Annotated in this window: 21 protein-coding genes; 9 read left to right on the plus strand and 12 right to left on the minus strand. The window is 71.6% G+C overall.

Annotated elements, in window-relative coordinates; translation table 11 throughout:
* Position 1: 1 nt before the first annotated feature.
* The 3 genes from ACQB60_RS00110 to fabG form a co-directional block, all read right to left on the minus strand.
* Positions 2–367, minus strand: a complete 366-nt coding sequence (locus ACQB60_RS00110; RefSeq protein WP_496923707.1) for a hypothetical protein — start codon at positions 365–367, stop codon at positions 2–4.
* Between the two features lie 127 nt (positions 368–494).
* Positions 495–1256 carry an enoyl-ACP reductase FabI gene (fabI, locus tag ACQB60_RS00115; protein ID WP_496923708.1) on the minus strand — a complete coding sequence of 254 codons (762 nt, stop codon included), beginning with the start codon at positions 1254–1256 and terminating at the stop codon, positions 495–497.
* 5 nt (positions 1257–1261) lie between these two features.
* Positions 1262–1981: a 3-oxoacyl-[acyl-carrier-protein] reductase gene (gene fabG, locus ACQB60_RS00120; RefSeq protein ID WP_496923709.1), complete on the minus strand. Its 720-nt coding sequence runs from the start codon at positions 1979–1981 to the stop codon at positions 1262–1264.
* A 217-nt stretch (positions 1982–2198) separates the two neighbouring features.
* Between fabG and ACQB60_RS00125 the strand changes: the two genes are divergently transcribed.
* Genes ACQB60_RS00125 through tyrS form a run of 3 tightly spaced genes read left to right on the plus strand, consistent with a single transcriptional unit; the run spans position 2199 to position 6479 of the window.
* Complete coding sequence (locus tag ACQB60_RS00125) at positions 2199–3722, plus strand: TldD/PmbA family protein (RefSeq protein WP_496923710.1); 1524 nt, start codon at positions 2199–2201, stop codon at positions 3720–3722.
* Positions 3719–5158: a metallopeptidase TldD-related protein gene (locus ACQB60_RS00130; RefSeq protein ID WP_496923711.1), complete on the plus strand. Its 1440-nt coding sequence runs from the start codon at positions 3719–3721 to the stop codon at positions 5156–5158. Before ACQB60_RS00125 ends, ACQB60_RS00130 begins: the two co-directional genes overlap by 4 nt.
* A 52-nt stretch (positions 5159–5210) precedes the next feature.
* Positions 5211–6479, plus strand: a complete 1269-nt coding sequence (gene tyrS / locus ACQB60_RS00135) for a tyrosine--tRNA ligase (protein WP_496923712.1) — start codon at positions 5211–5213, stop codon at positions 6477–6479.
* Positions 6480–6581: 102 nt separating this feature from the next.
* Here the strand turns inward: tyrS and ACQB60_RS00140 are convergent, their stop codons facing one another.
* Positions 6582–6857, minus strand: coding sequence for a GlsB/YeaQ/YmgE family stress response membrane protein (locus ACQB60_RS00140; protein WP_384839692.1), 276 nt, complete (start codon positions 6855–6857; stop codon positions 6582–6584).
* A 212-nt stretch (positions 6858–7069) separates the two neighbouring features.
* Here ACQB60_RS00140 and ACQB60_RS00145 point away from each other — a divergent pair, with 212 nt between their 5' ends.
* Complete coding sequence (locus tag ACQB60_RS00145; RefSeq protein WP_496923713.1) at positions 7070–7456, plus strand: DUF3099 domain-containing protein; 387 nt, start codon at positions 7070–7072, stop codon at positions 7454–7456.
* A 188-nt stretch (positions 7457–7644) separates the two neighbouring features.
* Positions 7645–7878, plus strand: coding sequence for a hypothetical protein (locus ACQB60_RS00150; protein ID WP_496923714.1), 234 nt, complete (start codon positions 7645–7647; stop codon positions 7876–7878).
* 341 nt (positions 7879–8219) lie between these two features.
* On the opposite strand, the gene moaA is transcribed toward ACQB60_RS00150, so the two are convergent.
* From moaA to ACQB60_RS00165, 3 genes are all read right to left on the minus strand, one after another.
* Positions 8220–9224 (minus strand): GTP 3',8-cyclase MoaA, encoded by a 1005-nt coding sequence (gene moaA / locus ACQB60_RS00155; protein WP_496923715.1) that lies wholly within the window; start codon positions 9222–9224, stop codon positions 8220–8222.
* Between the two features lie 179 nt (positions 9225–9403).
* The gene (locus ACQB60_RS00160) at positions 9404–11029 is read right to left on the minus strand and encodes a monocarboxylic acid transporter (RefSeq protein WP_496923716.1); all 1626 of its coding nucleotides are present in this window, start codon (positions 11027–11029) and stop codon (positions 9404–9406) included.
* The gene (locus tag ACQB60_RS00165) at positions 11026–11397 is read right to left on the minus strand and encodes a DUF485 domain-containing protein (protein ID WP_496923717.1); all 372 of its coding nucleotides are present in this window, start codon (positions 11395–11397) and stop codon (positions 11026–11028) included. The genes ACQB60_RS00160 and ACQB60_RS00165 overlap by 4 nt, the downstream gene beginning before the upstream one ends.
* Before the next feature lie 360 nt (positions 11398–11757).
* Between ACQB60_RS00165 and ACQB60_RS00170 the strand changes: the two genes are divergently transcribed.
* The 4 genes from ACQB60_RS00170 to ACQB60_RS00185 all read left to right on the plus strand — a co-directional run bounded on the left by ACQB60_RS00170 (position 11758) and on the right by ACQB60_RS00185 (position 17600).
* Positions 11758–13317 (plus strand): S8 family peptidase, encoded by a 1560-nt coding sequence (locus ACQB60_RS00170; RefSeq protein ID WP_496923718.1) that lies wholly within the window; start codon positions 11758–11760, stop codon positions 13315–13317.
* Positions 13318–13331: 14 nt separating this feature from the next.
* Positions 13332–14915, plus strand: coding sequence for a S8 family peptidase (locus ACQB60_RS00175; protein ID WP_496923719.1), 1584 nt, complete (start codon positions 13332–13334; stop codon positions 14913–14915).
* A 141-nt stretch (positions 14916–15056) separates the two neighbouring features.
* On the plus strand, positions 15057–16463 hold the full coding sequence (locus ACQB60_RS00180) for a CoA transferase (RefSeq protein WP_496923720.1): 1407 nt from the start codon (positions 15057–15059) through the stop codon (positions 16461–16463).
* Between the two features lie 81 nt (positions 16464–16544).
* Complete coding sequence (locus tag ACQB60_RS00185; RefSeq protein WP_496923721.1) at positions 16545–17600, plus strand: CopD family protein; 1056 nt, start codon at positions 16545–16547, stop codon at positions 17598–17600.
* Positions 17601–17631: 31 nt separating this feature from the next.
* Here ACQB60_RS00185 and ACQB60_RS00190 read toward each other — a convergent pair whose 3' ends face one another.
* The 5 genes from ACQB60_RS00190 to ACQB60_RS00210 all read right to left on the minus strand — a co-directional run bounded on the left by ACQB60_RS00190 (position 17632) and on the right by ACQB60_RS00210 (position 22445).
* Complete coding sequence (locus ACQB60_RS00190; RefSeq protein ID WP_496923722.1) at positions 17632–18675, minus strand: zinc-dependent alcohol dehydrogenase family protein; 1044 nt, start codon at positions 18673–18675, stop codon at positions 17632–17634.
* 21 nt (positions 18676–18696) lie between these two features.
* Positions 18697–19386 (minus strand): lysoplasmalogenase, encoded by a 690-nt coding sequence (locus ACQB60_RS00195; RefSeq protein WP_496923723.1) that lies wholly within the window; start codon positions 19384–19386, stop codon positions 18697–18699.
* Complete coding sequence (locus ACQB60_RS00200) at positions 19383–20279, minus strand: sterol desaturase family protein (protein ID WP_496923724.1); 897 nt, start codon at positions 20277–20279, stop codon at positions 19383–19385. The genes ACQB60_RS00195 and ACQB60_RS00200 overlap by 4 nt, the downstream gene beginning before the upstream one ends.
* A gap of 148 nt (positions 20280–20427) precedes the next feature.
* Positions 20428–21162, minus strand: coding sequence for a VIT1/CCC1 transporter family protein (locus ACQB60_RS00205; protein WP_496923725.1), 735 nt, complete (start codon positions 21160–21162; stop codon positions 20428–20430).
* A gap of 47 nt (positions 21163–21209) precedes the next feature.
* The gene (locus ACQB60_RS00210; protein WP_496923726.1) at positions 21210–22445 is read right to left on the minus strand and encodes an amidohydrolase family protein; all 1236 of its coding nucleotides are present in this window, start codon (positions 22443–22445) and stop codon (positions 21210–21212) included.
* Between the last annotated feature and the right edge of the window lie 5 nt (positions 22446–22450).

Below are 22450 nucleotides of genomic sequence, written 5' to 3' on the forward strand. Positions count from 1 at the left end.
GTCACCGTTCGTGGCTGACCCAGGCCGACCTGACCTCTTTCCAGCACCGCCCGGTGAGCCGCACCGTCTGCGCGGGCCCCGCCTCCACGGGGGCGGCGTCGGTGTCGATGTCCCACCACCGGTCGCACTCGATGTGCAGCCGGACCCGGTCGGTGTCCGGGTAGGGGTTGTGGCAGTACGCGACCACGCGCGAGCCCTCGACGGCGTTGCGGCACTCCGCGCCGAACGGCCGCTCTTCCTGAGCGCGGCTGTCGGCCACGCGCGCGCGTGCCTGCTCCGCCGTACCGCCGGTCAGGGACACGGCGTCGTACGGCAGGGCGAGCAGGAGGGCGAGAGCGGCGAGCACCGCACGAGGTGACAGGCGCACACTTCAGAGTGCGCGGCACCAGGGGGGCGGCGCCCGGCCAGGGGGCCGAACGGGCGACGCCCCGCCGCCCGCGCGATGCGGGCGACGGGGCGTCGAAAGCGTCCCGGAGGGCGGGAGAAGGCGCAGGTCAGGCGCCCATCATGTGCACGCCGCCGTCGACGTGGACGATCTCGCCGGTGGTCTTCGGGAAGAAGTCCGAGAGCAGCGCGACGATGCCGCGGCCCGCGGGCTCCGGGTCGGCCATGTCCCAGTTCAGCGGGGAGCGGGTGTTCCAGACCTCCGCGAGCTCACCGAAGCCCGGGATGGACTTGGCCGCCATGGAGCCGATCGGGCCCGCGGAGATCAGGTTGCAGCGGATGTCCTCCTTGCCCAGGTCGCGGGCGAGGTAGCGGCTCGTGGCCTCCAGGGCGGCCTTGGCCGGGCCCATCCAGTCGTACTTGGGCCAGGCGTACTGCGCGTCGAAGGTGAGGCCGACGACCGAGGCGCCGTTCTCGAACAGCGGGCGGCAGGCCATGGTGAGCGACTTCAGGGAGTACGCGGAGACGTGCATCGCCGTCGAGACGTCCTCGAAGCTCGCCTCGAGGAAGTTGAAGGCGCCCTGCGGCGCGAAGCCGATGGAGTGCACGATGCCGTCGAGGCCGCCGAGCTCCTCCTTCACGACGCCCGCGAGACCGTCCAGGTGCTCCTGGTTGGTCACGTCGAGCTCGATGACCTTGGCGGGCTTGGGGAGCTTCTTGGCGATGCGCTCGGTGAGCGTCGGCCGCGGGAACGCGGTCAGGATGACCTCGGCGCCCTGCTCCTGAGCCACCTTCGCGGCGTGGAAGGCGATGGATGCCTCCGTCAGCACGCCGGTGACCAGGATGCGCTTGCCGTCGAGAATTCCGCTCATGGTGATCAGTGACCCATGCCCAATCCGCCGTCAACAGGGATGACGGCTCCAGTGATGTACGAGGCGTCGTCGGAGGAGAGGAACTTCACCGCGGCGGCGATCTCCTCCGGCTGCGCGTAGCGGCCGAGCGGCACGTTGGACACGATGTTCGCGCGCTGCTCGTCCGAGAGTGCCTTGGTCATGTCGGTGTCGACGAAACCCGGCGCGACGACGTTGAAGGTGATGTTGCGCGAGCCGAGCTCACGGGCGAGGGAGCGCGCGAAGCCGACGAGGCCGGCCTTCGACGCGGCGTAGTTCGCCTGCCCCGCCGAGCCCAGCAGGCCGACGACGGAGGAGATCAGCACGACGCGGCCCTTCTTGGCGCGCAGCATGCCGCGGTTGGCGCGCTTCACGACACGGAAGGTGCCGGTGAGGTTGGTGTCGAGGACGGAGGTGAAGTCCTCCTCGGACATCCGCATGAGGAGCTGGTCCTTGGTGATGCCCGCGTTGGCGACGAGCACCTCCACCGGTCCGTGCTTCTCCTCGATCTCCTTGTATGCCTGCTCCACCTGTTCGGTGTCGGTGATGTCGCACTTCACCGACAGAACACCCGCCTCGGCGAGGACCCGGGGTGGCTCTCCCGAACGGTAGGTGATCGCGACCTGGTCTCCCGCGTCGGCGAACGCGCGGGCGATGGCGAGGCCGATGCCCCGGTTTCCTCCGGTGACGAGAACCGAGCGGCTCAACGGATCACCCTTTCGGTAGCGGTCTGGTACATCGGAAACCTATCGGTCCCGCACCTCTTCCGGAGAATCCGCCTCCGACAGTGGCTCAGAGGACTCCCTGTCGGGTCCCTACAGAAACCGACGGCAAGGGTTCCCCCATGGAGTGGCCCCGGCACCCCCGCGCGCGACATGATTCGGGCCCTACGGTTCGCTTCCGCATCAGCCGACAGGAGACACCGTGCCTCATACCCTCGACGCAGCCTTCACGGCGCTGCCGCTTAGGGCTCTGGCCGACGCCGCACTCGCCCGCGCGCGGGCGCTCGGTGCCACGCACGCGGACTTCCGCTTCGAGCGGGTGCGCAGCGCCTCGTGGCGGCTGCGGGACGCCCAGCCCGCCGGGTCCTCGGACACCACCGACGTGGGGTACGCGGTGCGGGTGGTGCACGGCGGGGCGTGGGGGTTCGCGTCGGGCGTCGACCTGACGATGGACGCGGCCGCGCGGGTCGCCTCCCAGGCCGTGGCGATGGCGCAGCTGTCCGCCCAGGTCATCGCCGCCGCCGGGTCGGACGAGCGCGTGGAGCTCGCCGACGAGCCGGTGCACGCGGACAAGACCTGGATCTCCTCGTACGAGATCGACCCCTTCTCCGTACCGGACGAGGAGAAGAGCGGGCTGCTCGCGGAGTGGAGCGCGCGGCTGCTCGCGGCCGACGGGGTCGCGCACGTCGACGCCTCGCTGCTCACCGTGCACGAGAACAAGTTCTACGCGGACACGGCGGGCACCGTCACCACCCAGCAGCGGGTGCGCCTGCACCCCCAGCTGACCGCCGTCGCCGTCGACGAGTCGAGCGGTGAGTTCGACTCCATGCGTACGCTGGCTCCGCCGGTCGGCCGGGGGTGGGAGTACCTCACCGGGACCGGCTGGGACTGGGACGGCGAACTCGCGCGGATCCCCGAGCAGTTGGCCGAGAAGATGCGGGCGCCCGGCGTCGAGCCCGGCGCGTACGACCTCGTGGTCGACCCGTCCAACCTCTGGCTGACCATCCACGAGTCCATCGGCCACGCCACCGAGCTGGACCGCGCGCTCGGCTACGAGGCGGCGTACGCGGGCACCTCGTTCGCCACCCTCGACCAGCTCGGCAAGCTGGCGTACGGCTCGCCGATCATGAACGTGACGGGCGACAGGACCGCCGAGCACGGCCTCGCCACCATCGGCTACGACGACGAGGGCGTGGCCGCTCAGTCCTGGGACCTGGTCAAGGACGGCACCCTGGTCGGCTACCAGCTGGACCGGCGCATCGCGCGACTCACCGGCTTCGAGCGCTCCAACGGCTGCGCCTACGCGGACTCCCCCGGCCACGTCCCGGTGCAGCGCATGGCCAACGTCTCCCTGCAGCCGGACCCGGGCGGGCTCGCCACGGAGGACCTGATCTCCGGCGTGGACCGCGGGATCTACGTGGTGGGCGACCGGTCGTGGTCCATCGACATGCAGCGCTACAACTTCCAGTTCACCGGACAGCGCTTCTACAAGATCGAGAACGGGCGCCTGACCGGGCAGCTGCGCGACGTGGCGTACCAGGCGACGACCACCGACTTCTGGGGCTCCATGGCCGCGGTGGGCGGCCCGCAGACCTACGTCCTGGGCGGCGCCTTCAACTGCGGCAAGGCCCAGCCGGGCCAGGTCGCATCGGTCTCGCACGGCTGCCCGTCCGCCCTCTTCCGGGGCGTCAACATCCTCAACACGACGCAGGAGGCCGGGCGATGAGCTCGTCGAGTCGTACGACCAAGCCGCACGAGATCGTCGAGCGGGCCCTCGAGCTGTCCACCGCCGACGGCTGCGTGGTCATCGCCGACGAGGAGTCGAGCGCGAATCTGCGCTGGGCGGGCAACGCGCTGACCACCAACGGGGTCACCCGCGGCCGCACCCTCACCGTCATCGCGACCGTCGACGGCAAGCAGGGCACCTCCTCCGGCGTCGTCTCGCGGTCCGCGGTGACCGCCGACGACCTGGAGCCGCTGGTGCGGGCCGCCGAGGACGCCGCCCGGGGTGCGGGGCCCGCCGAGGACGCGCAGCCGCTGGTGACCGGGGTGCCCCACTCCCCCGACTTCACCGAGGCGCCCGCCGAGACCTCCTCGGCCGTCTTCGCCGACTTCGCGCCCGCGCTCGGGGAGTCCTTCGCGGTGGCCCGCGCGGGCGGGCGCGAGCTCTACGGCTTCGCCAACCACGAGATGGTCTCCAGCTACCTCGGCACGTCGACAGGTCTTCGGCTGCGGCACGACCAGCCCAACGGGACGCTGGAGCTCAACGCCAAGTCGACGGACAGTTCCCCAAGCTCTCAACTTCGTTCGAGCAGGGGAGGCCCCATCCGCTCGGCGTGGGCGGGGCGGGCGACGCGGGACTTCAAGGACGTCGACCCGGCGGCGCTCGACGCCGAGCTCGCCCAGCGCCTGGGCTGGGCCGAGCGGCGCGTGGACCTGCCCGCGGGCCGCTACGAGACGCTGCTGCCGCCGACCGCCGTCGCGGACCTGCTGGTGTACCAGCTGTGGTCGTCGGCGGCCCGGGACGCCGGGGAGGGCCGCACGGTCTTCTCCAGGCCGGGCGGCGGCACCCGCGTCGGCGAGCGCCTCACCCGGCTCCCGCTCACGCTGCGCAGCGACCCGCGGGAACCGGGCCTGGAATCCGCCCCGTTCGTGCTCGCGCACACCTCCGGCGACGACGCCTCGGTCTTCGACAACGGCCTGCCCCTCGAAGCCACCGAGTGGGTGCGCGCGGGCGAGCTCGCGCACCTGACCACCACCCGGCACAGCGCCGCCCTCACCGGCCTCCCGGTGGCCCCCGCCATCGACAACCTCATCCTGGACGGCGGCACCGACCGCTCCCTGGACGAGATGGTCGCCGACACCCGCGACGGGCTCCTGCTGACCTGCCTCTGGTACATCCGCGAGGTCGACCCGGCGACGCTGCTGCTCACCGGGCTCACCCGGGACGGCGTCTACAAGATCGAGAACGGCGAGGTCGTCGGCGAGGTGAACAACTTCCGGTTCAACGAGTCGCCGGTGGATCTGCTCGGCCGCACGACGGAGGCCGGGCGCACCGAAAAGACGTTGCCGCGGGAATGGGGCGATTGGTTCACTCGGGCAGCGATGCCCGCGCTCCGGGTGCCGGACTTCAACATGAGCTCGGTCAGCCAGGGCGTATGACGCCCATAGACTGGCGGGTATCCATCGGAACCGTTCAAGGAGACACAGGACCGTGACGGACATCGTCGACGAGCTGAAGTGGCGCGGGCTCTTCGCCCTCTCCACTGACGAAGATGCACTGCGCAAGGCGCTCGCGGACGGCCCCGTCACGTTCTATTGCGGCTTCGACCCGACCGCGGCCAGCCTGCACGTCGGCCACCTGGTCCAGGTCCTCACGGTCCGCCGCCTCCAGCAGGCGGGCCACCGCCCGCTGGCCCTGGTGGGCGGCGCCACCGGCCAGATCGGCGACCCGCGGCCGACCGCCGAGCGCACCCTGAACGACCCCGAGACGGTCGCGAACTGGGTGTCCCGGCTGCGCACGCAGATCGAGCCCTTCCTCTCCTTCGAGGGGGAGAACGCGGCGACGATGGTCAACAACCTGGACTGGACCGCGGGCATGTCCGCGATCGAGTTCCTGCGCGACATCGGCAAGCACTTCCGCGTGAACAAGATGCTCACGAAGGACTCGGTCGCCCGCCGTCTGGAGTCCCAGGAGGGCATCTCCTACACGGAGTTCAGCTACCAGCTGCTGCAGGGCATGGACTTCCTGGAGCTGTACCGGCGCCACGGCTGCACCCTGCAGACCGGCGGCAGCGACCAGTGGGGCAACCTCACGGCGGGCATCGACCTGATCCACCGCCTGGAGCCGGAGGCCACGGTGCACGCCGTCGGCACCCCGCTGATGCTCAAGTCGGACGGCAGCAAGTTCGGCAAGTCCGAGGGCGGGGCCGTCTGGCTCGACCCGGAGATGACCACGCCGTACGCCTTCTACCAGTTCTGGCTGAACGTCGAGGACAGCGAGGTCTCGACGTACATGCGCATCCTCTCCTTCAAGTCCCGCGAGGAGCTGGAGGAGATCGAGAAGCAGACGGAGGAGCGTCCGCAGGCGCGCGCCGCCCAGCGTGCGCTCGCCGAGGAGCTGACGACGCTGGTGCACGGCGCCGACCAGTGCGCCGCGGTCATCGCCGCGTCCAAGGCCCTCTTCGGCCAGGGCGAGCTCGCCGACCTCGACGAGTCGACGCTGGCCGCCGCGCTCTCCGAGCTGCCGCGCGTCCAGGTCACCGAGCTCGGCCCGGTCGTGGACCTGCTCGCGGAGGTCGGCCTGGTGGCGAGCAAGTCCGCCGCGCGCCGCACGGTGAAGGAGGGCGGGGCCTACGTGAACAACGTGAAGGTGGCCGCCGAGGACGCCGTGCCGGCCCGCGAGGACCTGCTGCACGGCCGCTGGCTGGTGCTGCGCCGGGGCAAGAAGAACCTGGCGGCGGTGGAGGTCACGGGCGCCTGAGCGCCCACTGCGCCAAGCACAGGAAGCGGTGCGCCGAGCGCAGGAAGCGGGGCCGGTCCTCAAGGACCGGCCCCGCTTCCCGTGTGTCCGCCGCCGACCGCGCTAGGCCGCCTGTCTGTCGCCCTTGATCGCCTTGTAGATCACGTCTCCGACACCGACGATGACCACGGCCGCCGCGAGCTGCAGCGCGTGCCGCCCCCAGTCGATGCCCTTGGTCTCGTTGATGCCGAACTTGGTGGCGAGCCAGTTGCCCAGGACTCCACCGATGATGCCGAACACGGTGGTCAGCCAGAGCGGGCTGTGCTGCTTGCCGGGCAGGATCGCCTTGGCGATCAGCCCCAGCACGAGTCCCACGATGATCGCCCACAACCAGCCCATAGCTGCCTCCTCATACGGCTCGACATGAGCAGTACGCCCAGTTTCGACCCGTCCGCCATACGGCGCATGTCGGACACCGCCATACGTGGCACGGCGCAGCTACGTCGCCGAGGTCAGAGGTGCCCCGGTCTCGTAGGCGGCGGAGCCGCGGCGTAACGTGAGGGATGTCCGGGCCGGGGAGAGCTCGGCGACAGGGCAGGTGGTGGAACGTGATGCGGAAGCAGAGCAGCGCCGAGGTCTTCCGGATCACGGGGGCCAGGCAGGGGCTCGCGGACGACGTGCGCGGCAGGCAGCGCCGGTACGTGATCTCCATGTCCGTGCGTACGGTTTCGGTCATTGCGGCGGCCGTGCTGTGGAACGTGGAGCGTCACGTCGCCCTGGTCGCACTGGTGCTCGGCATCTTCCTGCCGTACGTCTCGGTGGTGATCGCCAACGCGGGCCGGGAGAACGCGCCCTCGCTGCCGTCGACCTTCGTACCGGCGCCGTCGCGGCCGATGCTCGCGGCACCGTCACCGGGCGGAGCCGCGGAACCCGTCCCGGAGGATGCCGCGGGCGCCCCACGCGAGGAGCGCGGCGCTTCCGCGCCGGAGCAGGGCTGACCGTCGACGATGCGCCAAGCTCAAAGAAAGCTCAGATCAATCATGAAGTTCCGGTGCCAGGCACCGGGTCCCCCATGACATACTTCGTACGCGCTCCGCATCCCCCGTCGGAGCGACAGACCGACGCCGGGCAGCTCCCCCCGTGGCTGCTCGGCGTCGCCTTGTTTTGAACGCACTTGGATGTACGTGTGAGTGACGAAATCCCGATCTGTTCCGCCAAGGGCTGCCGCGCCGCCGCGGTGTGGGTACTGGCTTGGAACAACCCGAAGATTCACACCCCGGAACGCCGCAAGACATGGCTCGCATGTGAGGAACACCGCGAGCACCTCTCCCAATTCCTGGGCGTGCGCGGGATGTTGAAGGAAGTGGTGACTCTCGAGGAGTGGGAGTCCCGCGACGACGACCCGGGCGCGGAGCGCTGAACGGCCGGACACGGAGCGCCGAGCGGACCACCCCCGTACACCAACTCCCCGCCCTTCAGGGGCTGTTGAGCCGCTCTGACCTGCCGCCAAGCTCAAGAAAAGCTCACATCAATCATGTAGTTCCGGTGGACCGGCCCCGAGAAGTGGCAGGTCTCCATCGGACTGCTCGGCTTACTCGTAGCGATCACCGGATGTGTGGGGCAGTTCGTCCAGTAGGACGCCCACCCACGAGACGGGCGCGAAGACCGGTGCTGCGCATGCAGCGAGCCCGGTCGAGTGTTGGGCGACCGGGCTCGTGAACTACTGCGCGGAGGGCCTCACTCTTGCCGGAGTTATAAGGGTCATCCACCGATCGCCGACATCGGCCTCTCCGGCTGCAGGAACGACGGGTCGTCCAGGCCCGAGCCCGCCTTCTTGCCCCACATCGCGAGCTTCCAGATGCGGGCGATCTCCTCGTCCGCCGCCTCGGTGTCGGTGGTCTCGGTGCGCAGGGCCGCTCGCAGGTCCGTCTCCTCCGTGGCGAACAGGCAGGTGCGGACCTGGCCGTCGGCGGTGAGGCGGGTGCGGTCGCAGGCCGCGCAGAAGGGGCGGGTCACGGAGGCGATGACGCCGACGCGGTGCGGGCCGCCGTCCACGATCCAGCGCTCGGCGGGGGCGGAGCCGCGCTCGCCCGTGCCCTCCTCCGTGAGCTCGAAGCGGGTGCGGAGCGAGGCCAGGATGTCACCGGCGGTGATCATGCCCTCGCGCTTCCAGCCGTGCTGGGCGTCCAGGGGCATCTGCTCGATGAAGCGGAGCTCGTAGTCGTGCTCCACGGCCCAGGCGAGGAGGTCGGGGGCCTCGTCCTCGTTCAGGCCCGGCATCAGGACCGTGTTGACCTTCACCGGGGTGAGTCCCGCGTCGCGGGCGGCTTCGAGGCCCTCCAGGACGTCCTTGTGGCGGTCGCGGCGGGTGAGGGTCTTGAAGACGTCGGGGCGGAGGGTGTCCAGGGAGACGTTGACCCGGTCGAGGCCGGCGGCCTTGAGGGCCTTCGCGGTGCGCTTCAGCCCGATGCCGTTCGTCGTCAGGGACATTTTCGGGCGGGGCTCCAGCTGGGCGCAGCGCTCGACGATGCCGACGAGGCCGGGGCGCAGCAGGGGCTCGCCGCCGGTGAAGCGGACTTCCCTGATGCCGAGGCGGGTGACGGCGATGCGGACGAGGCGGACGATCTCGTCGTCCGTCAGCAGGTCCGGCTTGGCCAGCCACTGGAGGCCCTCTTCGGGCATGCAGTACGTGCAGCGGAGATTGCACCGGTCGGTCAGTGAGACCCGCAGATCGGTGGCCACTCGGCCGTAGGTGTCGATGAGCACGTGGGCCCCCTCCCCTGTTCCGGATCAGTAGTTCGGCTCTGCGTCTTCGAGCCTACGTGACGGCACTGACACGAGCAGGGGCCCGATCCCACGAGGAGCGCGCGGGCCGTGTCGTAGAGATCTACGATTCTCTACGACACGGCCTCTGACGTGCGCGGATCCGGTTATCCCCGGTTCACTCAGTGCGCCCCGGTGCCGGTGAGGGAGCGCACCTCCAGCTCGGCGTACTTGCCCTTGTCCGGCTCCTCCTTCGAGAGCATCGTGCCGAGCCAGCCGAGCAGGAAGCCGACCGGGATCGAGATGATGCCGGGGTTCTCCAGCGGGAACCAGTGGAAGTCGACGCCCTTGAACATCGACGACTTCGGGTTGCCGGAGACGACCGGGGAGAAGAGGACCAGGAAGACCGCCGTGAACAGGCCGCCGTAGATCGACCACAGCGCGCCCTGGGTGGTGAAGCGCTTCCAGAAGAGGCTGTAGAGGATCGTCGGGAGGTTGGCGGAGGCGGCGACCGCGAAGGCGAGGGCGACCAGACCGGCCACGTTCATGTCGCGGGCGAGCGCGCCCAGGGCGATGGAGACGACACCGATGACGACGGTGGCCCCGCGCGCGGCGTTCAGCTCCTGCTTCTCCGTGGCCTGGCCCTTCTTGATGACGTTCGCGTAGATGTCGTGCGCGAACGACGAGGACGAGGCGAGGGTGAGGCCCGCGACGACCGCGAGGATCGTGGCGAAGGCGACCGCCGAGATGGTGGCGAGCAGGATGGCGCCCCAGTTGGAGTCCGTGCCGCCCAGATGGAGTGCGAGCAAGGGGGCCGCCGTGTTGCCCGCCGGGTTGGACTTGATGATCTCGTCGGGCTTGATGAGCGCGGCGGCGCCGAAGCCGAGCGCGATCGTCATCAGGTAGAAGGCACCGATGATGCCGATCGCCCAGTTCACGGACTTACGGGCGGCCTTGGCCGTCGGCACCGTGTAGAAGCGGATCAGGATGTGCGGCAGGCCCGCGGTGCCGAGGACCAGGGCGATGCCGAGCGAGATGAAGTCCAGCTTGCTGGTGCCCGTCTTGCCGTATTTGAGGCCGGGTTCGAGGAACTTGCTGCCCTGGCCGCTGTTGTCGGCCGCCGTGCCGAGCAGGTCCGAGATGTTGAAGTCGAACTTCAGCAGGACCAGGAAGGTCAGCAGCAGCGTGCCCGCGATGAGCAGGACGGCCTTGACCATCTGCACCCACGTGGTGCCCTTCATGCCGCCGATCGTCACGTACACGATCATCAGGACGCCGACGAGGGCGACGATGCCGACCTTGCCCGCGTCGCTCTTGATGCCGAGCAGCAGCGAGACGAGGACGCCCGCGCCCGCCATCTGCGCGAGCAGGTAGAAGATCGAGACGACGATGGTGGAGGTGCCTGCCGCCGTGCGTACCGGGCGCTGGCGCATGCGGTACGCGAGGACGTCGCCCATCGTGTACCGGCCGGAGTTGCGCAGCGGTTCGGCGACCAGGAGCAGGGCGACCAGCCACGCGACGAGGAAGCCGATCGAGTAGAGGAAGCCGTCGTATCCGAAGAGGGCGATGGCGCCCGCGATGCCGAGGAACGACGCGGCGGACATGTAGTCGCCGGAGACGGCGAGGCCGTTCTGGAAGCCGGTGAACTGGCGGCCGCCCGCGTAGAAGTCGGCGGCGTCCTTGGTCTGGCGGCCCGCCCAGACGGTGATGACCAGGGTCGCGGCGACGAACACCGCGAACAGGGTGATGATCAGCGGCCGGTGCTCGCTGGCCTCGCCGGCGGCGGCCAGGGTGATTGCGGGGCTCATGCGCCGTCCTCCATACGGGACTTGATGGCCTCGGCCTTGGGGTCGAGCTTGGTCGCGGCGTGCCGCGAGTACCACCAGGCGATGAGGAACGTGGTCAGGAACTGGGCGAGGCCGAGGACGAGGGCGACGTTGATGTTGCCGACGACCTTGGTGCCCATGAAGTCGCCCGCGTAGTTCGACAGCAGCACGTACACCAGGTACCAGGCGATGAAGGCGACGGTGAGCGGGAAGGCGAACGAGCGGTGGGCGCGGCGCAGTTCACCGAACTCGGCGCTCTCCTGCACCGCGATGAACTCCTCCGTGGTCGGCCCTTGGGGAGCGGCGGGGGCCGGCCCGTCCGGGGGTGGTGGTGTCGCGTCGGTGGCCACGGAGTCTTCTCCTCGTGGTGCGGGTGTGATGGGGACGGACTTCTGGTCCATGTGCGCTCTCTTGCTCGAGTGGCTCGAATGCGCTCGAACCACTTGGGGAGTGACGAGGATCACGCGGACCGAGGATGGTGATGCTAAGGCCCCGGCGCGTGATCCGACAGGGGGTTGATGTTGCTTCTCGCGCTGCTCAACGTCGCGGCGGCGCGCCCGGCGTCAGCCAACTCCACGGTTTCTTCAAGAAGTCGTTGCTGACCAGGGAGTTCGAGGGATAACTTCACCCTGAACCACCCGTCATGCACCTGACTGCCCGAGCACCAACTGTGTTCGGGCAGCTCCGTTTCCGGATGATGTGGAGATCCCATGGCTCATCTGCGTTCCAGACGCCGGCTCGCCCTGACCGTGCCCCTCGGCATGGCGCTCGCCGCCACGCTCGGCTTCGCGCCCGGCGCCGCGACAGCCGCCCCGGCGGGCGCTCCGGCGCGCGCGACGGCCGCGGACGCGGACGCCCCGAAGCTGGCGTACGTCGTCAACACCCGCCCGGATCACCGGACGGTGGAGTACGTGAAGAAGGCCATCGCCAAGGCGGACGGCACCGTCGTCGCCACGTACCCGAAGATCGGCGTCATCGTCGCGCACTCCGCGAACCCGGACTTCGGGAAGCGAATACGGGACGTGCGCGGCGTGCAGTCGGCCGGCGCGACGCGCACCGCTCCGCTGACGGCGGCGGGCACGACGCAGGACGGCGCCCCGGAGTTCGTGTCGAAGGCGCGGGCGAAGGCCCTGAACGCCAAGTCCGCCGGGCGGAGCGGCGGTTCGGCCGCGGACGCCGAGCCCATGGAAGCCGATCAGTGGGACCTGCGCGCGATAGGCGCCGACAAGGCCGCCGCGATCAACCCGGGCAGCAAGAAGGTGACCGTCGGCGTCATCGACACCGGCGTGGACGACAGCCACCCCGACCTCGCCCCCAACTTCTCGCCCTCGCAGTCCGCGAGCTGTGTCGGCGGCAAGGCGGACACCTCGCCCGGCGCCTGGCGCCCGGCGAAGAAGGAGCACTACCACGGCACGCACGTGGCCGGTGAGATAGCCGCCGCCCGCAACGGGATCGGCGTCGCGGGCGTGGCGCCCGGCGTGCAGGTCGCGGGCATCCGCGTGGCCGACCCGGCCACCGAGCTGTTCTACCCGGAGAGCGTGGTCTGCGCCTTCGTGTTCGCCGCCGACCACGGCGTCGAGGTCACCAACAGCAGCTACTACGTGGACCCGTGGCTCTACAACTGCATGGACGACCCGGACCAGCGGGCCATCGTCGACGCGGTCAACCGGGCCCAGCTGTACGCCCAGAAGAAGGGCACCCTGAACCTCGCCTCGGCGGGCAACTCCAACCACGACCTGGACTCCGACGCGATCGTCGACGACTCCAGCCCCGACGACTCCACCCCCGTCCCGCGCACCATCGACCCGCACAAGTGCTTCGACGTGCCGACCCAGCTGCCGGGTGTCGTCACGATCAGCGCGACGGGTGTGAAGGGCGCGAAGTCGTACTACTCCAGCTACGGCAACGGCGTCGTGGACGTGGCGGCCCCGGGCGGCGACCGCAAGTACCAGATCCCGGACACCCCGTCGAAGAACGGCGGGATCCTCTCGACGATGCCGGGCGGCGAGTACGCCTACCTCCAGGGCACGTCGATGGCGTCCCCGCACGCGGCCGGGGTGGCCGCGCTGCTGAAGTCCACGCACCCGAAGGCGGGCCCGGCCCAGCTGCAGCGGATGCTCAAGTCCCAGGCGGACAACCCGGGTTGCCCGACCGCCCCGTACGACCCGGACGGCGACGGCAAGGTCGACGCGGTCTGCAAGGGCGACAAGAACAGGAACGGCTTCTACGGCTACGGGATCGTCGACGCGCTCGACGCCGTGAAGAAGTGAGGGGACTCCACACCATGACCGCACCTCTCGCGCGCTCCCGGCGCGCCCTCGCCCTCCCGCTCGGCGTCGCGGCCGTCGCGGCGCTCGCCCTGCTGCCCGGCTCGGCGTCGGCGCGGCCCGCGCTGCCGGACACCTCCGGCCCGGCCTCCGGGGCCGTCGGCGCCTCAGCGGCCTTCGGGTCCCTCGGGGCGCAGGCCGCGGACGCCTCGTCGATGAGCTATGTCATCAACCTCCGCTCGAAGCACGGCAGTTCGCGGGAGGTGGAGAAGGCGATCGCCAAGGCGGGCGGCACCGTCGTCATCGCGTACAAGCAGATAGGCGTGATCGTCGCGCACTCCGCGAACCCGGACTTCGCGAAGACGCTGCGGAAGGTCCGCCAGGTGGCCTCCGCGGGCGCCACGCGCACCGCGCCGCTGTCCGCGCAGGCCGACGACGCGACCGACGCGGAGCGGACGCTGACCGCCGCCGAGGCGAAGAAGGCGGCGGGCGGCGCCAAGGCCGGTCAGGACGAACTCGAGCCGCTGCAGTGGGACTTGCCCGCGATCAAGGCGGACAAGGCGCACGAGGTCTCGCTGGGCAGCCGGGACGTCACCGTCGGCGTGCTCGACTCCGGCGTCGACGACACGCACACGGACATCGCCCCCAACTTCGACCGCAAGGCGTCCGCGAGCTGCCTGGGCGGCGTGCCCACGCAGAAGGGCGACGCGTGGCGCCCGGTGGCCGGGGAGAGCGACCACGGCATGCACGTGGCGGGCACCATCGCCGCCGCGAAGAACGGCACGGGCGTCACCGGTGTCGCGCCGGGCGTGAAGGTCGCGAGCCTGAAGGTGGCCGAGCCCGCCACCGGCATGTACTACACGGAGGCCGTGGTCTGCGGCTTCCTGTGGGCGGCCGACCACGGAGTGGACGTCACCAACTCCAGCTACTACACCGACCCGTGGCTCTTCAACTGCACGACGGACGCGGACCAGAAGGCCCTCGTCGACGCCGTGGGCCGGGCCACCCGGTACGCGGAGCGCAAGGGCGCCGTGAACGTGGCGGCGGCCGGGAACGCGGAGACGGACCTCGCCCAGGAAGAGCTCGTCGACGACTCCAGCCCCGACGACACGACGCCCACCAAGCGGACCATCAAGACCGCCGACTGCTTCGACATCCCCTCGCAGCTCCCGGGTGTCGTCACGGTCTCCGCCACGGGCGCGAAGGGCCTGAAGTCCTCGTACTCGAACTACGGCAACGGCGTCGTCGACATCGCGGCGCCGGGCGGTGACTCCACCAAGTACCAGCCGCCGCAGGCCCCGGCCGTCAACGGCGGCATCCTGTCGACGCTGCCGGGCAACAAGTTCGGCTACAAGTCCGGCACTTCGATGGCATCCCCGCACGTCGCGGGCGTCGCGGCCCTGGTCAAGTCGGCCCACCCGCACGCCTCGGCCCGCCAGGTGAAGGCGCTCCTGTACCGGGAGGCAGACGCCACCAAGTGCACCAACCCGTACGACATCGACGGCGACGGCAAGGTCGACGCGGTGTGCGAGGGCGGCAAGAACAAGAACGGCTTCTACGGGGTCGGCATGGCCGACGCCTTGGACGCCGTGCGCAAGTAGCCCACGGAGTGGGTGAGTCGGGCCGGGCGGCCGTGGCCGCCCGGCCCTTCGCGCGCGCGGAGACATCGGCGGGACCCGGTGAGAGCGGAGAACCCGCACGAGTGGCCGACACGGCACCGCGCCGGGCGGCATAGTGCTTGCATGACGCACTCAACCATGTCCCCCCTCGACGGAACCCGTTCCGTCTGGGCCGCCCTGGGCGGTGACCCCGCCCTGCCCGCGCACGTCTCGACCGTCGTACGGGAGGGGGCGCTGCCCGCGCGGCTGCCCGCCATGGAGCTGGCCCGCGCCTGTGTGGGGGCCTGCGCGCTGGCCGCCGCCGAACTGACGGCGGTGCGTACCGGACGGGCCGCCGTGCCCCGGGTCCGGCTCGACGACGGAGCGGTGGCGACGGCCTTCGCCAGTGAGCGGCACCTCCTGGTGGACGGGCGGGCGCCGGTCACGTTCGCGCCGCTGTCCCGCCTGTGGCGCACCGCGGACGGCTGGGTGCGCACCCACGCCAACTACCCGCACCACCGGGCGCGGTTGCTGGCCGCGCTCGGTCTCGGCGGGGACGACGCGCCGGTCGAGGTGGTGGCCGCCCGCATCGCGGAGCGCCCCGCCGTGGAGGTGGAGGACGCCGTGTACGCGGCCGGGGGCCTCGCCGTCGCGCTGCGCACCCCGAAGGAGTGGGCCGCGCATCCGCAGGGCGCCGCGGTGGCCGAGCGGCCGCTGGTGGTGCGGGAGCGCGTGGGCGAAGGGCCGGTGCGGGGGCTGTCCGCGCTCGACGGGGACCCTCTGCTGCCCGCCGCCGGGCTCCGCGTGCTCGACCTCACCCGCGTCATCGCGGGCCCCGTCGCGACCCGCACCCTCGCGCTGCTCGGCGCCGACGTCCTGCGGATCGACTCGCCCCGCCTGCCCGAACTCCCCGACCAGCACGCGGACACCGGCTTCGGGAAGCGCTCCGCGGTGCTCGACCTCGAAGGGCCCGCGGACCGGCGTACGTTCGAGGAGCTCCTCGACCGGGCCGACGTCGTGGTCACCGGCTACCGGCCGGGCGCCCTCGACCGGTTCGGGCTGGCTCCGCAGGCGCTGGCCGAGCGGCGGCCGGGCCTCGTGCTCGCCCGGCTCTCCGCGTGGGGCGACCAGGGGCCGTGGGCGGGGCGGCGGGGCTTCGACAGCCTCGTGCAGGTGGCCACGGGGATCGCCGCGGTGGAGGGGACCCCCGACCATCCGGGTGCGCTGCCCGCGCAGGCGCTGGACCACGGCACCGGGTATCTGCTGGCGGCCGCCGTGCTGCGCGCGCTGACCGAGCAGGCCCAGGGCGGCGGCACGCATTCCGTACGGCTCGCGCTCGCGCGGACGGCGGGTCTCCTCGTCGGCGGGCTCGGCGCGCGGGGCTTCGGGAGCACCGGCACCGCGTACGACCCCGCGCCCTGGCGCACCGAGACGGACAGCCCGCTGGGGCACCTCCGGCACGCGCTGCCCCCGGTCACCTTCACCGGCGGACCGGACAACTGGGCGTGCCCGCCGGGCCGTTGGGGCGCCGACGCACCCGAGTGGCACTGAGACGGCGGCGCCCGGCGGAACGGCATTGCGCCAGTTGTTTGCCAGGACTTGCCCGTTGTGGGCACCCCTGGTGAAGATCTTGTGGTGAGTTCCATACGACCGTCAGCCGAACCCGGAGGCGAGGCGACCGCCGAAGCCGCCCCCGCGCGCCCCTCGGCCCGCGGCACCCACCGCCGCCCGTCCTCGGGCACCGCCGTCGCCGTGCTCGTCCTGGTGGCGGTGGCCGCCCTGGTCCCGCTGCTCGGCCCCTCGACGGCGCTGCGCGGCACCGGGGAGGCCGAGGCGCCGGGCACGCCGGGCATCACGCTTCTGCGGGGCGTGCTGTTCGCCGCGCTCTGTGTGCAGCTGGGCGAGGTGTTCGCGACGCGGCTCGCGCGGCGGGTGCCGGGGGCGCCGCTGGGGCGGGCGCCGGAGGGCTGGGGGGCGTACGCGGCCTGGGCGGGGTTCGTGGCGGCGCTCGGGCTCGCCTCGGTGGTGGCGACCGGCAACCTCGTGCCGCACAGCCTCTCGGACATGGATGTGGGCGGCCTCTACCAGTCGCGGGACGGCCGGCTCGCCCTCCTGGAGGTCAACGCCTTCCTGGTGGCGGCCCTGTGCGGGCGTTCACGGCGCCCCTCGACGGCCGCCCTGCCGCTGGCCGCCGTGATCGTCGCGGAGGCCCTGCGCGCCCACCCGCCGGTGGAGGACAGCCCGCTCGTCGGCTCCGGGCTCACCCTGGTGCACCTGACGAGCGGGGCACTGTGGGCGGGCGGGCTGCTGTATGTGCTGCGGACGCTGCGCCGCTGGCGGCAGTCCGCCCCGGAGGCGGCCGCAGGGGTGCTCGGCCTGTACGCGCGCGTGGCCGCCGTGCTGTTCGCCGCGATCACCGCGACGGGCGTGTGCAGCTCGCTGCGCCGGATGCCGCCCGGCACGATCCTCGACCAGCTCACCGAGACGGCGTACGGGCGCGTGCTGGTGGCCAAGCTGCTGTTCGTGGTGGCCGTCGCGGTGCTCGCGGTGCTTGCCCGGCGGCGGCTGCGGGGCGGCGGCGACCGGCTCGCCGCCTACTCCCCCGCGCGCGGCGAGGTGATCGCGCTCGGCGTGGTGGTGGCCGTGTCGGCGCTGCTGACGGCGGTGCCGGTGCCGATCAGGTGGTGAAGTCCCGGCGCGCGCCGATCCGTTGGGCCGGTCAGTTGGTGACGAGCACCTTCAGGGCCGTGCGCTCGTCCATCGCCTTGTAGCCGTCCGGCACGCCCTCCAGGCCCACCGTCATGTCGAAGACGGGCGAGGGGTCGAGGGTGCCGTCGAGCACGTCGGGGAGCAGCTCCGGGATGTACGTCCGCACGGGGGCGACACCGCCGCGCAGCGCGATGTTCCGGTCGAACATGGCGCTCAGGTCGAGCCCGCTACCGCTGCCGTGCGGGACGCCTACGAAGCCGATGGCGCCGCCGTCCCGGGTGACGTGCACGGCGGTGCGCATGGACTGCTCGGTGCCGACCGCCTCGACGACGGCGTGCGCGCCCTGTCCGCCGGTCAGTTCGCGGACGGCCGCCACGGCCTCCTCGCCGCGCTCGGCGACGACGTCGGTGGCGCCGAAGCGGCGTGCGATGTCCGTACGGGCCTGGTGGCGGCCGAGCGCGATGATCCGCTCGGCGCCGAGGCGCCTGGCCGCGAGGACCGCGCACAGGCCGACCGCGCCGTCCCCGACGACCACCGTCGTGGCGCCGGGCCGCACCCCCGCGCCGAGCGCCGCGTGGTGCCCGGTGCCCAGCACGTCGGAGAGGCTGAGCAGCGCGGTCAGCAGCCGCTCGTCGGATGCCGCCTCCGAAGGCAGCGTGACGAGGGTGCCGTCCGCGAAGGGGACCCGCACGGCCTCGCCCTGCCCGCCGTCGTACCCGACCGAGCCCCAGAACCCGCCGTGCTCGCACGACGTCGTCAGGCCCTCGCGGCAGTAGTCGCACACCCCGTCGGACCACATGAAGGGCGCCACGACCAGGTCGCCGCGCCGGACGCCGGAGACCTCGGCCCCGGTCTCCTCCACGATTCCGAGGAACTCGTGGCCGATCCGCTGCCCCGGCTGCCGCGCGGCCTCGCCCCGGTACGCCCACAGGTCGCTGCCGCAGATGCAGGCCCGCAGCACCCGCACCACCGCGTCGGTGGGCAGCTGGATCACGGGCTCGGGTACGTCCTCCACCCGCATGTCGTAGGGGGCGTGGATGGTGGTGGCGCGCATGGGGTGGTTCCTTTGTGCAGGTCAGGCGGTGGTGCTCGGGGTACTCCTGTCACGGTACGCCGGGGCCGGCAGAGTGCGCGCCCCGGCCGCCCCGAGGACGGCGCTCGCCAGCAGATACTGCGCCACGAGATACGTGAGCATGATCCAGAGGTCCGGCCTGGGCGCCTGCGGCCACTCGGCGACGCCGGTCGCGATGAGTGTGTCCGACAGCAGGAAGAGCGCGCCCCCGGCCGCCGCCGTGAGCCCGAGCCTGCTCGCCCCGAAGGCCATCGCGGTGAGCAGCAGGCTGTACCCGGCGACGGGCCCGCGCATGTCGGCGGGCAGGTCGGGCCAGAGCAGCGCGACGGTGGTGACGAGGGCCAGGGCGTACGCGGTGACGAGCAGGCTTGCTCGCGGGTTCGGGTGCGGGGTGCCGTGGCGGCGGAACAGGAGGAGGTAGCAGACGTGGCCCGCCGCGAAGGAGCCCATTCCGGCGAGGAAGGCGGGGTCCTTGTCGGACAGGAGCAGGGTGTCGCCGCCCCAGCCGAAGAGGAGGGCGGCGGCGAGGAGGCGGGGGCCCCGCCTCGCTACCACGTACGCCACGAGCAGGGGCATGAGCAGCGGCTTGAGTATGACGTGGCCGCCGTGCCAGCCGACCGCGAGGCTCGCCAGGTCGCCCAGGCAGACAGCGGTGAACGTGCTCAACAGGGCGCCCGGCGAGGGGAGTTTCACGCCGCCGACTCCGTCGCGCGCTCAGGCTGCGGCTGCGCCGGCACCGGTGGTGTCGGCGTCTGCTTCGGCTGCCACCCCGGTCCCCCGAACACCCTCCCCGCCCGCTCCCGCCAACTCTCCGCCGCCTTCAGGTCCTTGGCGATCGACACGTACTCGTGCGTGGCGACGCGCAGCGGGTTGTACGTGGAGATGTTCTTCGTCAGGCCGTACACGGGGCGCTCGGTCTCGGCGACCCAGGAGCCGAACATCCGGTCCCAGATGATCAGGATGCCGCCGAAGTTCCGGTCCAGGTAGCCGCCTTGGGAGGCGTGGTGGACGCGGTGGTGGGAGGGCGTGTTGAAGACGTACTCGAAGGGGCGCCACATCTTGTCGATGCGTTCGGTGTGGATCCAGAACTGGTAGACGAGGTTGGCCGACGAGCAGAAGGCGAGCGCCGCGGGGTGCACGCCGCAGGCGATGAGCGGCAGGTAGAACGGCCAGACCGTGAGGCTCGTCCAGGGCTGGCGCAGCGCCGTCGTGAGGTTGAACTTGCGGCTGGAGTGGTGCACCACGTGGCAGGCCCAGAGGATGCGGATGACGTGGTGGCCGCGGTGGGACCAGTAGTAGAAGAAGTCCTGCGCGAGCAGCATCAGCGGGATCGTCCACCACAGGACCGGCACGCGCAGTGGCGTCAGCGCGTACACGCCCGAGTAGATCGCGACGATCGGGATCTTCCACAGGAAGTCGAAGACGAGGCTGCCGAGGCCCATGGTGATGCTGGTGGCGGCGTCCTTCGTCTCGTACCCGGCGGCGTCCTCGTCGGGATGGATCCGGTGGCTGACGATCTCGACGATCGTGAGCAGCACGAAGGCAGGTATGGACCACAGCACGACATCGGGCAGGTTCGGCGGCATGCGTGCACCGTAGAACGGGTGGTGGGCCGCGGCTAGGGGTTGTTACCGACAAGTATTACCGGGGGTACGCGGGCAGTTGTTGGCGATCTCCGCCAAAGGCCCGTCCGCAAACCTTTGGAACACCCGCGGAGGTCGCGGGCCCCCGGGATCACACCCCGACCGCCCCGAGCAGCGCCCCCGCCCCGTACGTCACGGCCATCGCGAGCGCCCCGCCCGCCATGTTCCGCACCACGGCGGGGCCCACGGCCGCCGAGCCGAGGCGCGCGCTGGACCAGCCGGTGAGGGCGAGGGCGGCGAGCACGGAGATCACCGTGACGGGCAGCCGCCAGGCGGCGGGCGGCAGCACGATGGCGAGGAGCGGAAGCAGCGCGCCGCAGGTGAAGGCGACGAAGCTGGCCGCCGCAGCGTGCCAGGGGTTGGTGAGGTCGTCGGGGTCGATGCCGAGCTCCACGCGCGCGTGGGCGCGCAGCGCGTCCCGCTCGGTGAGCTCGCGAGCGGCCTCCCGGGCCACGTCGCCGCTGAGCCCGCGCTGCTCCAACAGCTCGGTCAGCTCGGCCAGTTCGGCCTCGGGCTGCTCGCGCAGCTCCCGCTTCTCCAGGGCGAGCGCGGCCTTCTCCGAGTCGCGCTGGGTGGAGACCGAGACGTACTCGCCCGCGGCCATCGACATGGACCCGGCGAGCAGCCCGGCGAGGCCCGCCGTCAGGAGGGCGCCGCGGTCGTCGGTGGCGCCCGCGACGCCCACGACGATGCCGGCGGTGGAGACCACGCCGTCGTTGGCGCCGAGGACCGCGGCCCGCAGCCAGTTGAGCCGGGCGCCGAGCGCACCGCCGTGCGCCTCGTCGTGGGTGGGAGCCGCTGGGTTCTCGCTTGGCTGGTCGCTCACCCGGGGAGGTTCTCATCCCGGGTGAGCGAACGCAGCCGGGCACGCCGTCACCAGACGCGCACCGACCCTCCCGCCGCGAACACGGGGCTGGTCGCGTCGGCCGGCGGCTCCTTCAGCGGCTCCGACAGCTCCGCGACGGTCGGGCCGACCGTGGCGGCGAGCGCGTCGAGGCGGTCCAGGTCGAAGCCGTAGACGCGGGCCGCGTTGCCGCCCACCATGGCGGCGACCTCCTCCTTGGGCAGGCCCGCGTAGGCGAAGCGGAGGCCCTCGCGGGAGTACGGGTAGGTGCCCTCGTCGTGCGGGTAGTCGCTGCCCCACATGACCTTGTCGAGGCCGATGCGGTCGCGCAGGGCCGCCTCGTGCGGGCGCATGAAGCTCGCCCCGACGAAGCAGTTGTCGCGCCACACCTCGGAGGGCCCCTTGCCCATCGAAGAGGCGAGGCCCTGGCCGAACTTGGACTCGGCCGTGTCCGCCTTCGTCGCCGCCGCGACCAGCCGCCCGTGGTAGTAGTCCAGCATGTCGAGCACCCCGGGGATCCAGCCGGAGCCCTGCTCGGTCAGGACGAGCTTCAGGTCCGGGTGGCGCCGGAAGGCCCCGCCGAACACCAGGTGCCACAGGGCGCGGTGCGAGAACCAGGTCGTCTCCACCATGAACACCGCGCGCGCGGCGGGCTCTTCACCGAGCGGCGGCGAGGCCGAGCCCGCGTGGTGGTTGACCACCACGCCGCGCTCCGCGCAGGCGGTCCAGATCGGGTCGTACGTCTGCGAGTACAGCTCGGGCAGTCCGGAGCCGGGCGGGGTGCCGGGCAGCAGCAGACCGCCGGTGAGGCCCGCGTCGGCGGCCCAGTGGATCTCCTTGACGGCCTCCTCGACGTCATTGAGGAGGATCTGGAAGACGCCCGCCCTGCGTCCGGGCGCCGCCGCACAGAAGTCCGCGAGCCAGCGGTTGTGGGCGCGAAGGCCGGCCCAGCGCTGCTGGAACTCCTCGCGCGTGGGCGCGGGCGCCATCAGGGAGGCCGACGGGAAGAACGGCGGGATGGTGTTGGGGAACACCACCTCGGCGACGATGCCGTCCTCCTCCATCTCGGCGAGGCGGCGCTCCGAGTTCCAGTTCTTGTCGGCCGTGTCGGCGAGGAGGTCCTCGTACGGGTTGACGTAGGTGGCCGCCCACGCGTCGAAGGCGTCGTGGTGCCGGGACTCCAAGTAGGGCTTGTAGTCGAGGAGATCGGCGCCCGCGTGGCAGTCGGCCGAGATCACGGTGTAGCGCTCGCTCGCCCCAGTCATTGTGC

It is taken from the genome of Streptomyces odontotermitis, assembly GCF_050510915.1.
Taxonomy (GTDB): domain Bacteria; phylum Actinomycetota; class Actinomycetes; order Streptomycetales; family Streptomycetaceae; genus Streptomyces.